The 11,144-nt window shown below is 65.5% G+C and carries 11 protein-coding genes; 2 read left to right on the top strand and 9 right to left on the bottom strand.

All coding sequences use genetic code 11. The features are described 5' to 3' along the window. Positions 1 to 140 precede the first annotated feature (140 nt). The gene (locus tag AU198_RS01860; protein ID WP_064345743.1) at positions 141 to 746 is read left to right on the top strand and encodes a recombinase family protein; all 606 of its coding nucleotides are present in this window, start codon (positions 141 to 143) and stop codon (positions 744 to 746) included. Positions 747 to 996: 250 nt separating this feature from the next. Here AU198_RS01860 and AU198_RS01855 read toward each other — a convergent pair whose 3' ends face one another. From AU198_RS01855 to AU198_RS01830, 6 genes are all read right to left on the bottom strand, one after another. Then, a complete protein-coding gene (locus AU198_RS01855) occupies positions 997 to 1,908 on the bottom strand; it encodes a toll/interleukin-1 receptor domain-containing protein (protein ID WP_064345742.1) in 912 nt (303 codons plus the stop codon). A 318-nt stretch (positions 1,909 to 2,226) separates the two neighbouring features. Beyond that, on the bottom strand, positions 2,227 to 2,724 hold the full coding sequence (locus tag AU198_RS01850; RefSeq protein WP_231744540.1) for a hypothetical protein: 498 nt from the start codon (positions 2,722 to 2,724) through the stop codon (positions 2,227 to 2,229). Between the two features lie 122 nt (positions 2,725 to 2,846). Further along, positions 2,847 to 4,493, bottom strand: a complete 1,647-nt coding sequence (locus tag AU198_RS01845) for an Rv0964c family protein (RefSeq protein WP_064345740.1) — start codon at positions 4,491 to 4,493, stop codon at positions 2,847 to 2,849. An 11-nt stretch (positions 4,494 to 4,504) separates the two neighbouring features. After that, positions 4,505 to 4,759, bottom strand: coding sequence for a hypothetical protein (locus tag AU198_RS26860; RefSeq protein ID WP_502689251.1), 255 nt, complete (start codon positions 4,757 to 4,759; stop codon positions 4,505 to 4,507). Between the two features lie 378 nt (positions 4,760 to 5,137). Next, entirely contained in the window at positions 5,138 to 5,554 is a 417-nt protein-coding gene (locus AU198_RS01835) for a CBS domain-containing protein (protein ID WP_064346009.1), read from the bottom strand. A gap of 31 nt (positions 5,555 to 5,585) precedes the next feature. Continuing rightward, on the bottom strand, positions 5,586 to 6,629 hold the full coding sequence (locus tag AU198_RS01830; RefSeq protein WP_064345738.1) for a zinc-dependent alcohol dehydrogenase family protein: 1,044 nt from the start codon (positions 6,627 to 6,629) through the stop codon (positions 5,586 to 5,588). A gap of 121 nt (positions 6,630 to 6,750) precedes the next feature. On the opposite strand from AU198_RS01830, the gene satS reads away from it, so the two are divergent. Continuing rightward, positions 6,751 to 8,016 carry a protein export chaperone SatS gene (gene satS / locus AU198_RS01825; protein WP_064345737.1) on the top strand — a complete coding sequence of 422 codons (1,266 nt, stop codon included), beginning with the start codon at positions 6,751 to 6,753 and terminating at the stop codon, positions 8,014 to 8,016. A gap of 89 nt (positions 8,017 to 8,105) precedes the next feature. Here satS and AU198_RS01820 read toward each other — a convergent pair whose 3' ends face one another. From AU198_RS01820 to AU198_RS01810, 3 genes are read right to left on the bottom strand one after another with little or no spacing between them, the layout of a single operon-like run. After that, positions 8,106 to 9,194: an adenosine deaminase gene (locus AU198_RS01820; RefSeq protein ID WP_064345736.1), complete on the bottom strand. Its 1,089-nt coding sequence runs from the start codon at positions 9,192 to 9,194 to the stop codon at positions 8,106 to 8,108. A gap of 14 nt (positions 9,195 to 9,208) precedes the next feature. Next, complete coding sequence (locus tag AU198_RS01815) at positions 9,209 to 10,516, bottom strand: thymidine phosphorylase (protein WP_064345735.1); 1,308 nt, start codon at positions 10,514 to 10,516, stop codon at positions 9,209 to 9,211. After that, on the bottom strand, positions 10,513 to 10,935 hold the full coding sequence (locus AU198_RS01810) for a cytidine deaminase (RefSeq protein WP_064345734.1): 423 nt from the start codon (positions 10,933 to 10,935) through the stop codon (positions 10,513 to 10,515). The genes AU198_RS01815 and AU198_RS01810 overlap by 4 nt, the downstream gene beginning before the upstream one ends. Between the last annotated feature and the right edge of the window lie 209 nt (positions 10,936 to 11,144).

The raw sequence follows: 11,144 nt of genomic DNA, 5'->3' as shown, positions 1-11,144 counted from the left end.
GTGCTTGTCGCCGTGTCTCGAAAACGATCACATCTGAGACAAGGTGCTCTACCGCCTCGGAGGGCCACCAGCACCAGGTCGTGGTGTCTCGAAAGTCAGCCTCAGAAATAGGTGTCTCGGTAGTCGCGTTGTCACCGTTTATGAGTCACGGCGCGGATACCTCCTTCAAGTCCACCGGCACACGCATCGGCTACACCCGCGTCTCCACCGTGTCGCAAACCCTCGGCCAACAGAACGAGGCGCTCGCCGCCGCCGGGGTCATGAAGGTCTTTTCCGACATCATGTCGGGTGCACGCGACGACCGGCCTGGCCTCGCAGCGCTCCTCGACTATGTGCGCGAGGGCGACACCGTCGTCGTGTGGAAGCTTGACCGGCTGGGCCGCAACATGATGCACATCCTCTCGACCCTGAAGGGGCTGACCGACCGGGGCGTCACCCTGGTCTCTGTGACCGATGGCATCGATTCCTCCACTCCAGCGGGCCGGATGATGATCGGCGTCCTCGGGTCGTTGGCCGAGTACGAGCGCGAGCTGATCAAGGAGCGCACGGCACTCAAGCGGAGTGCATCGCGGGCCAATGGCACCCGCTTCGGACGGCCCAGGAAGGTGAGCGACGCCGAGCACATCGCCACCGCGAGACGGATGAAGGTCGACGGCCACACCGTGAAGGACATCGCAAAGTACCTCGGTGTCAGTCGTGCGACCTTATATAGGTATCTAGACGAATCCCTCGTTACCAGGGCGTAAGGGCTGCGTTGGGTCGGGGGATCTTCGACATGTGCGGAGACCGCGTCGCTGATGCCGTTCGGTACGGGTCCCCCACATCACCTAGCCGATGGCCTGTCAAAGTCCCACGATCGATCGTGAAAGCACCACTGTGTGAGCTTGCTAGTCATCTGCCAGTACCTGCGGCCAAGGGGAAGGTAAGCACGACCCGCCGCCTCTGCGCCGTCCTTTGAGGAGCCGCGCACGGGCGGCGAGAGTGCGTGAGCCACCTTCAGTCCTCGATTTTCGTCAGCCGGTTATCGTCTGCTCGTACCCGGACGGGCTGTTGAATGTGGCTGCCGAACTTGATGACCGCTACGGCGTCATGACCCTGCCCATCAACCTCGATTACTCGACCGTCCCCAAAGGCCGAATGGGATACTTCATCGCCTGGCGTCAAGTCCAAGGGTCGTTCCCATCGCAGGTGTTGGCCAAAGCGTTCAGCCGATCGCGGCGCAAAGATTACGTCGAAACCTCGGTCTCCTGCCGTCGGCGCTTCGCGCTGCATCCATAACCAGTTCAAGAGATTCTGTGTATTGGAGTGGCTGGCGGCCGATCCCTGATCGCGTGCGATGTCGCGTACCAATGTGAGTATCTCGTCGAGGACATCGTCGCTGTCTCGCGGCGGCGTCGGGGCTTCTGCCTTCACGGCGACCTTGGCTTCATTGAACCGTTGTTCGTATTCAGTCCAAGCCCGGCCAAAGCGCCGCTTCACCGAGTCAACGTCTACGCCTACAACCTTCGCGATCTCGGCCAAGATGTACTCGACGCCGTCCCTGTTGAGCAGGCTCGCCTGGAATTGCGCGAGTGGTCCTGTGACCTCACTCTTGCGCTCGAAGTCCACGAGACAAGGCGCTACTCGAACCGTTGCGTTCCCAAGGTTCTTGGAAAGCGCTCCGGCCTCATAGTTGAGCCACTGTGAAGTCTGGTTTTGTTGAGTGACGACAATGATGCCGAACGACGTGCCGTCTAACTCCTCGGCTATCTTGGCCAGGTTGCGTTCGCCAGCCCCGATGTTCTCCTCGCTCATGAATGGCTCGACGGCATCGAAGGTTTCTCTGATCAACTCCTGCCATAGATGGGCCACACCCTTTGCTAGCTCCCCCGACCACGAAATGAACACTTTGAACTTGTCTCCCACCACGGGGAGAAAGTACAACGCGGGAGCGGCTCAGATGCGCAGATGGCCCGTCGTGGTTGATGTGCTGTCCCGTGCCGGGGCCACGGCAGCGGCTACACCATCTGGCATGGCGGGAGCCGCCCACTTGAAGATGTTCCTATGTCCGATGCGCTGCTGCGACCGCACCGCTCAGTGGTTGATGGCCCGCACACTTGAGCCAGCCGCTTACAGTCAGCCGATCTTAACGGAGCAGCAGCTGGCACCTCGGTGGTGTCGCATGAGATGTGGGCTACACGTACTGCTCACGCGACACCGTGTGGAGGCCAGCCCAGGCCAGCTGCGCTAGTCAGAGCGAAGCGTCAGCGGAAACGGGATGTCGTCTCGCGCAACATCGGCGGGGAAGCACGGCGACGAGCCTGACAAGGTCGGCGGGAACCCTTCACGCCCGGCGATGACGATCTGGAGGCGGTATCCGTCAGGGGCATACCCGAACTGGTTGGGCTTGCGGAACCCGTCTCGCTCGTAGACATACCAACCCCAACTCCGCCAGATGTCACCGACTTGCTGGACGCTGGCGTCGAGGTTGGTCTCTGGTGGGAGCTTGAGGTCGCCTGAAGTATGAAACCGTGACGGCGCGGTTTTCGGGTCGGGAGGAATGTCTTCGCACCAGCTGTTGTGCCCTGCGCTGCCGTATCTCGTCGCGTCAAGGACCGTCCCTCGGGGCAGCTCGTGCAAGGTGCGGGTGATGTAGTTCAGCAGCGTGTCTTGGGCCTGCTGTTGGGTCTCGGGGACAACGTCTTTCGGGTCCCAACCGGGTGGCGGTGGCGGCGCGGATGTCACGGATGGACCTCCAATTTCGGTAGCCCCGGTTGGCACGGGGGGGCCAAGGCGGTCGTCATTGCTGCAGCCGCTAACCACTGCCATCAACAGGGCAAGTGTTGCAACACATCGAACTAACCGACTCACGGCACCACTTTCGGCGGGGGCATCCCGGCAATGATGGCACCCATGTTGGCCAGAGCGGGATTGCCCTCATCCCAGTAGCTGCTGTGCGCGGCCACTGATGGCAGGTTCAGCCAGGGCGGGCCGGTTGACGGGCCGGGAGCCGCTTCCAACTCGACGGCCCCGAAGCCGTCCCATGTCGGGTTCGGTCCCAGTGCTGCACCGGCGACGAGGTGGATGATGTCGTGCTGTGCTCGGGTGGCGTACACGTTGGCCCCTGCGTCGAGGTTCAGGTCGGAGGCGTGACCGGCCAACATTCCCGGGCTGCCGACGCCAATGACGTTCTCGACGGCCAGGTGATTGCCGCCTGACGCCGCACCCCCAACCAGGGTCGAGCCGTAACTGTGGCCGATGACGGTATCGATCGCCGGGGGACCAGCGTGGGAGGCATGCATGCCGTCGATGAACGTGCTCAGCGCCGCGCCACCAGTCTCCGCTCGGCCCGGGAAGGCGGCCTGCCCTAGATCCATAGGACGGTCGTAGCCCATCCAGGTGGTCACGGCGACGTCGTTCATGGTCAAGCTGGGGTCGGCGTCGAGGGCCGCTCGGAACATGTCCAGTGACTTGCCGTCGCTGCCCTCGAACGCGGCTAGATCCTGGCCAGTGCCGGGCACCAGCGTGGCGCTGTGCGAGGCGGTGTCGGGGTCGCCGATCGACACGGCGGCGTGGCCCTGATCGTCGATCAAGCCCAGGAATCGCGGGACCCCGTCATTGCGGTCGAGCACGCCTTCTACGGCGTGGTAGCCCTCCAGGTTGCGGTGGGCGTTGTCCCACTGCTGTTTCCAGTCCTGCCATGCGCGGTAGGTGGGGATGTTGTCCTTGGGGTTGGGTACCGCGCCTCTGGCCCATCCGGGGTGTTCCTGCGCGAGCCGGTCGATTTCGGCCTGGCTTGACTGGGTCAGTTCGGTCAGGTGCATCCGGTTGTAGTGGTTGCGGTCGACGAAGGGCATGCCCGGGTGGTTGCCGATGCTGTGGTCCTGACGGTAGAGCCAATCCTTCTCTTCGGGAGTGAGCTGTCCCCATAGTTCGTTGAACTGCTCGGGGTCTTCAGGCACGGGCTTGGACAGGGCGTCCTGGATTTCGGGGCGGTTGTCGTGAGGTGTATCGGGTATCGGTTCGTGGCCGGTGGCCATGGCGATCGCGCGGGCAAGATCGTTATCGACGCTGGTGGCCTCGGCAAGGATGGCGTCGAGCTGCGGCTGCAACTGCATCCGCTTCAACTCGATCTCCATCGGATCAGCCCCAGAAGACCCGGGGCCAGGCTCGATCGTGTTGGTGACCGGGTCGATGGTCATACCGAGGCTTTCGGCCTCCGCGCGCAGCCGCGCAAGGTTGGATTTGACCTGTTCGATGCTGTCGGCAGCCTTAGTGGCCGCCTGGGCTACGGCCAACGCTTCGTTGCCGTGGGCATCGAGGTCCTTGCGTGTCTGACCGATCGCTTCCTTGGCTGCCTCTGAGGCATCGCCTCCCCAGGACCCGAATGCCGGAAGGTCGGCGATACCGTCCGCCGCCTCGAAAGCTGCTTCTGCTCGGCTGCGAGTGGCATGGAAGACCTCGCGGACATCGCCCGAATCCCAACGATCGATATCAGCAATGGAGATGGTCACAACTGGAGCATTCAGAGGCCCATGTCCTCGGGCCTGATCCTCTCGGCCGCCGAGGCTATTTCTTCGGCGCTGTGCTGATCAGCCTGCTGATACAGGGCCGCCCCGTCGCGGAGGCGGGCAGCGTGATCAACCATGTGACCGACCAGTCCGGTCGTGACCTTCTGCCACTGAGCCATCGCCGTGCTCAACGCTGCAGCAGATGCACCGGGGACCCCTGCCTGAGCGGCTTCAATGCGGCCATCAGCTATCCCGTGGCGTCTTCCCATGCGATCCGCGTGAGCGTCCACGGTGGCCGCCGAGAGCTGAAGCTCCTCCGGCACAACCTCGACCCAACCCGGCAAGATCCCTCCCCGCAAACCGAGCACAACGTGTTCTGATCACGATACTGGGGCCTCTAGGGAGTCAGACGCACTGATCTGCCGTGCCTCCGGGCAACACGTGAGCCTCTTTACTTCATGCGTTACCAGACGGCAGGTGGCAGGACACATCGAACCTGCTAGAACCTGTTATTGGATCTCTCGTACCGCAGGGCGCGACTGTGACCCTTATTCCCACCCAGTTGAAGCGGGCGATCCGGTGCAGATCTCGCCCATCCGCACCACCAACCTCAACCAAGGTTTTCAGGGCTTCTGGCGGCCGACGGCCTAGCTGACGTCCAGGTCGGCGCCGGCGCCGTAGACCCCGAGCAGGTCGCGGGCTGAGACGATTCCGACCAGTTCTCCGTCGCGCTCGACCAGGACGTGGCGGATGTAGCGGTCCATCATCCGAACCGCCACCTCGTTGACCGTGGCGTCGGCCTCGCACCAGACCAGCTTCTTGCTCGCGACCTCCAGTGCCGGCATCGACAGATCCTGACCGGCGGCCACGGCGCGCACGACGTCCCGCTCGGACACCAAGGCCGAGGGCCGCTCGTCGTCGCCGACGACGATCGCGCCGACCTCGTGCTTGACGAGGGCATCGGCAGCCTCAGCGATCGTGGCGTTCGCCGGCACCCGAGCCACCGGGTCACCGATGACATCAGAAACCGGTGTCGAGCCTGGAGAAGGGAGATTGTCGGTCATGTCCGCCATGCTGCCATCCCGGCCTCGACCATCACGCGGCGGTGAGCACCACCTTCAACGCCCCTGTCTCGGCGGCGTTGCTGAACACGTCGTACGCGGTTTCGAACTCGTCGAGCCGGAACCGGTGCGTGACCATCGGCGAGGTGTCGAGGCGGTGGTTGGCGACCAGCCCGATCAAGGTGGGGGTCGAATAGGTGTCCACGAGGCCTGTCGTGATGGTCAGGTTCTTGATCCAGATGTCCTCGAGGTGCAGCGTCGCCGGCCCCCCGTGGACGCCGATGTTGGCTACGTGACCGCCCGCGCGCACCAGGCGCACGGCCAACTCGAACGTTTCCGGTACGCCGACGGCCTCCATGGTTACGTCTGCCCCGAGGCCACCGGTCAGCTCGGCGATCACCGCGTGCGGGTCGTCGCGACGGTTGTTGACCACCGCGTCGGCGCCGAACTTGCGGGCGGCATCGAGCCTGGAATCCGCCATGTCGATGGCCACAATGTGGCTGGGGCTGTACAACTTCGCGGTGAGGATCGCGGCCAGTCCGATCGGTCCGGCCCCGACGATCGCCACCACGTCACCGGGCCGCACCCGTCCGTTGAGCACACCCACCTCGTAGGAGGTCGGCAGGATGTCGGCGAGCAGGATCATCTCCTCGTCGCTGACGCCGTCGGGAACCTTGTGCGTCGAGTTGTCGACGTACGGCACGCGCACGAATTCTGCTTGGGTTCCGTCGATCAGGTGCCCCAGGATCCAGCCGCCGCCGTTGAGGCACTGCCCGTACGCGGCGTCGCGACAGTACCGGCAGCTACCGCAGGCGGTGACGCAGGAGACCAGTATCCGGTCGCCGACGGCGACGCGCTGCACCGCCGCGCCCACCTCCACCACCGTGCCGACCGCCTCGTGGCCCAGGATGCGCCCAGGCGTCACCTCGGGCACATCCCCCTTGAGAATGTGCAGATCCGTTCCGCAGATCGTCACGGTGTCCACCCGCACAACCGCGTCGGTGGGCGACGCTATGGCCACGTCCGGCGCGTCGGTCCATGACCGTCGTCCCGGCCCGTCGTACACCAGCGCCTTCATATCTGTCTCCTTGGCTCGCGCCCGACGCTACGCCGCATCCCATCACCGATAAGAGTTTCGCGCGGGCGTCGTCACGTGCTGGGCGCACTGGCTCGCAGCCAGGGTGGCTATTGTGTGCCGCATGGCTGCTGACATCGTGGCGATCCGGCTCGGCTTGACCAAGGGCGACCTGTACACGTTATGGGCTCCACGCTGGCGTGACGGCGGCGACGAGTGGGAGGCCTTCCTCGGCAAGGACGAAGATCTGTACGGGTTCGAGTCGGTGGCCGACCTGGTCGCGTTCGTCAGGACCGACAAGGACAACGACCTGGCCGATCACCCCGCATGGGCCAAGCTCACCGAGGCCAACGCCCACCGGCTGGACCCGGCCGAGGAGCACCAGTACGACGTCATCGGCGTGCCCGAGATCGTCGCCGAGAAGGTCAACGAGGATGCGGTTCGACAACTGCACCGCACACTGGTGGTCGTCTCGTCGCTCGGTTCGGTGTGTGAATTGCCCGTCGTCACAAGGTTTTTCAACGGCAACCCGGTGCTGGGCATGCTCGGCGGCGGGATCGACGCCTTCGCCGGCCGCAGCGGACGTAAGAAGTGGGGCGAGATCGAGGCGGTCATCGCCCGGGCCTGGGACAACGTCGTCGACGCGCTCGACGAGGTGATCACGACGCCCGACGTCGACAGCTCCGCCTCGCAGAAGGCGCAAGCCGAGCTGGCCGAGCCTGCGCCGGAACCCGAAGACGACGAGCTGGTCGACGGGGTTTCCGAGGCCGACGACACCGAGGAGGCCGAGGAGGACTCCGACGCCCTGACCAGCCAGGCGCAGAGCCAGGTGCTGGGCAGCGACGAGGACTTCTGGCTCAAGGTCGGCATCGACCCGGTCCGGTTGATGACGAGCGCGGGCACCTACTACACGCTGCGCTGCTACCTCGAAGACCAGCCCGTCTTCCTCGGCCGCAACGGGCGCATCAGCGTGTTCGGCTCCGAGCGGGCGCTGGCGCGTTATCTGGCCGACGAACACGATCACGACCTGTCCGGTCTGGCCACCTACGACGACATCCGCACGGCCGCCACCGACGGCTCGCTGCAGGTCGAGATCACCGACGACAACGTCTACGTGTTGACCGGCATCGTCGACGACGTCGCCGACGGGCCCGATGCGCTGGACCGCGACCAGTTGGAGCTCGCCGTCGAACTGCTGCGCGATGTCGGTGACTACTCCGAAGACACGACCGTCGATCAGGCCCTCGATCCCGACCAGCCGCTCGGCAGGCTGATCGCCCACGTCCTGGAACCCGACACCGTCCGCGCACCGAGCCCGCCCTACGCCAAGGCCGTCGAGCAGTGGGAGGCGTTGGAGGCGTTCGTCGAGTCCCGGCTCCGCCCCGAATAGGGCCACGCCTTCGCCGCGAGCGACCGCAGACTGTCACGCGCACGCGGCGTGTCGGGGGACAGACGCGGTCGCTCGCGCGGAAAAAGGACTCAGCCGATCAGGACCGCGTAGCGCGGCTTGATCACGTCGTCGATGATCGACAGGCGCTCGTCGAAGGAGATGAACGCCGACTTCATCGCGTTGATCGTGAAGCGCTGCAGATCGCTCCAGCCGTAGCCGAAGGTCTCGACCAGGCGCAGCATCTCCTGGCTCATCGTCGTGTCGCTCATCAACCGGTTGTCGGTGTTGACGGTGACGCGAAAGCGCAGCCGGGCCAGCAGGTCGAACGGGTGCTCGGCGATGCTGGCCACGGCCCCGGTCTGCACATTGGACGAGGGGCACATCTCGAACGGAATTCGCTTGTCGCGCAACAGCGCCGCGAGCCGGCCCAGCTGCGCGGTGCCGTCGGGCGCGACGGTGATGTCGTCGGCGATCCGCACGCCGTGGCCGAGGCGGTCGGCGCCGCAGTATGCGATCGCCTCGTGGATCGACGGCAGACCGAACGCCTCACCCGCGTGAATCGTGAAGCGCGCGTTGTTTCCTCGCATGTACTCGAACGCGTCGAGGTGGCGTGTGGGCGGGTGGCCGGCTTCTGCGCCTGCGATGTCGAAACCGACCACACCCTTGTCACGGGAGCGGATCGCCAGTTCGGCGATCTCCAGGGAGCGCGCCGCGTGCCGCATCGCGGTCACCAAACAGCGCACGGTGATGGTCCGCCCTTCGGCACTGGCCGCCTTCTCACCGTCGGCGAACCCGGCCATCACCGCGTCGACGACGGCGTCGAGCGACAGTCCGCCGTCGATGTGCAGTTCGGGCGCGAAGCGGATTTCGGCGTAGACCACGTTGTCGGCGGCCAGGTCCTCGACGCATTCGTAGGCCACCCGGTGCAGCGCCTCGGGGGTCTGCATGACGCCGACGGTGTGGGCGAACGGCTCCAGATAGCGCACCAGCGACCCGCTGTGCGCGGCGGTGCGGAAGAACGTCGCCAGCTCGTCGACATCGGTGGCCGGAAGGTCGTCATATCCGGTCGCCTCGGCCAGCTCGAGGACGGTCGCCGGGCGCAGCCCGCCGTCCAGGTGGTCGTGCAGCAGCGCCTTGGGCGCTTGCCTGATCGAGTCCAGCGTCAGCGGCGTCGTCATCTCGCTCTCCGGTTCTAGTCTCCGCTCGTGATTCGGTCGATGATCAGCGGACGCGGCGGCGGTGCGGCGTCGCCGACGGTCCAGTTGCCGTCCAGTTCGGCGATCGCCGCTTCGAAACGCCCGGGGGTCTCGGTGTAGAGCGTGAACAGCGGCTCCCCGGCGCTCACCGGTTCGCCCACCCGCCGGTGGATGTACATCCCGGCGCCCGGCTGGACCCGCTCACCAGGAGCGGAGCGGCCCGCTCCGAGCCGCCACACCGCCAGACCCACCGCCATCGCGTCGATGCTCTCCATCCTGCCATCGCGCGGAGCCGTGATGGTCTCGGTGTGGGCGCCGACAGGCAGCGGCGTCGACAGATCACCGCCCTGCGCGGCGACGAGTTCGTGGAACCGGTCCATCGCGGAGCCGTCCTGAAGGGTCTGGGCCGGGTCCACACCGTCGAGGCCCGCGGCGTCCAGCATCTCGGCGGCCAGCGTCAGCGTGAGCTCCACCACGTCCGGCGGGCCGCCGCCGGCGAGCACCTCCAGCGATTCGGCCACCTCCACGGCATTGCCCACAGCGCGGCCCAGCGGCGTGGACATGTCGGTCAGCACCGCCCGGGTGGCCAGGCCGTGTGCGGTGCCCAGTTCGACCATCGTGCGGGCCAGTTGTCGCGATTCCTCCTCCGTCTTCAGAAAGGCGCCCGAACCGACCTTGGTGTCGAGCACCAGGGCGTCGGCGCCCTCGGCGATCTTTTTGCTCATCACCGAGCTCGCGATCAGCGGCAGCGACTCCGTGGTCGCCGTGATGTCGCGCAGCGTGTAGATCTTCCGGTCGGCGGGAGCCAGCTCACCCGCGGCGAAGATCGCGGCACCTAAGTCGCAAAGCTGTTGGCGGATCTGATGTTTCGGGATTTCGGCGGTGAACCCCGCAATGGACTCGAGCTTGTCGAGAGTGCCGCCGGTGTGGCCGAGTCCGCGGCCGGCGGCCTGCGGCACCGCCCCGCCGCAGGCCATCACCACGGGCACCAGCGGGATGGTGATCTTGTCCCCCACACCACCGGTGGAGTGCTTGTCCACCAACGCCAGAGGCTTACCGTCCCGGCGAAGATCGCTGAAGTCCAGCCGCTCGCCGGAATCGACCATCGCCGCCGTCCAACGAGCGATCTCGTCCGGCGTCATACCGCGCAGGAAGATCGCCATCAGCAGCGCCGACATCTGCTCGTCGGCCACGCGGCCATGGGTGTAGGCGTCGATCACCCAGTCGATCGCCGCGTCCGAGAGCGCCCCACCGTCGCGCTTGGTCCGGATCACCGACGGTGCATCAAATGTGAACTGCGTCACGGAGTTTCCCCACCTCCCGACCGGTCCCGCCGGGCGAGGTCCTGCGGCCCGAACGCGTCGGGCAACAGCTCGGCCAGCGGCCGCGGCCCGTTCGGATGGTCGATCAGCATCTCGGGTCCACCGTGTTCGAGCAGCACCTGACGGCACCGGCCGCACGGCATGAGCAGCTCCCCCGCCGCGTCGACGCACGACAGCGCGATCAGGCGTCCACCACCGCTCGAATGCAGGTCGCAGACCACCGCGCACTCCGCGCAGAGACCAAGACCATATGAGACATTTTCCACATTGCAACCAGTCACCACACGTCCGTCGTCGACCAGGGCGGCCGCGCCCACCGCGAAGCGCGAATATGGCGCGTAGGCGTTCTCAGATACTTGTATTGCCTTGCGGCGCAACCTATTCCAGTTGATCTCCGACATCGTCTCACCCTCGCCAGGCCGGTTCTGAATGCATTCCGATGCCCCCTCCGCGGAGCCGGAGATCGGAATAGGCAACCCTAACTTCGGCGTTTTTCAAGACATCGACGGCTAAACCGTAGTTCGTTTAGCAGTACGACTGGGTTTAGAGTCGCCGCTGAGGTTTGGGTGAAGTGCGCCAACCGGAACCGACCGCCAGGAAGGAACCTGCC

The sequence above is a fragment of the Mycobacterium sp. GA-1199 genome, assembly GCF_001500045.1.
Taxonomy (GTDB): Bacteria; Actinomycetota; Actinomycetes; order Mycobacteriales; family Mycobacteriaceae; genus Mycobacterium.
This window is presented reverse-complemented; position numbering and strand designations above follow the sequence as displayed.

Bases quoted from the DNA above. Each gene is read 5' to 3' on its own strand.
- satS (WP_064345737.1), top strand. From the start codon at position 6,751: ATGGCTGCTGACATCGTGGCGATCCGGCTCGGCTTGACCAAGGGCGAC.
- AU198_RS01820 (WP_064345736.1), bottom strand. From the start codon at position 9,194: ATGACGACGCCGCTGACGCTGGACTCGATCAGGCAAGCGCCCAAGGCG.
- AU198_RS01830 (WP_064345738.1), bottom strand. From the start codon at position 6,629: ATGAAGGCGCTGGTGTACGACGGGCCGGGACGACGGTCATGGACCGAC.
- AU198_RS26860 (WP_502689251.1), bottom strand. From the start codon at position 4,759: ATGGGAAGACGCCACGGGATAGCTGATGGCCGCATTGAAGCCGCTCAG.
- AU198_RS01860 (WP_064345743.1), top strand. From the start codon at position 141: ATGAGTCACGGCGCGGATACCTCCTTCAAGTCCACCGGCACACGCATC.
- AU198_RS01810 (WP_064345734.1), bottom strand. From the start codon at position 10,935: ATGTCGGAGATCAACTGGAATAGGTTGCGCCGCAAGGCAATACAAGTA.
- AU198_RS01835 (WP_064346009.1), bottom strand. From the start codon at position 5,554: ATGACCGACAATCTCCCTTCTCCAGGCTCGACACCGGTTTCTGATGTC.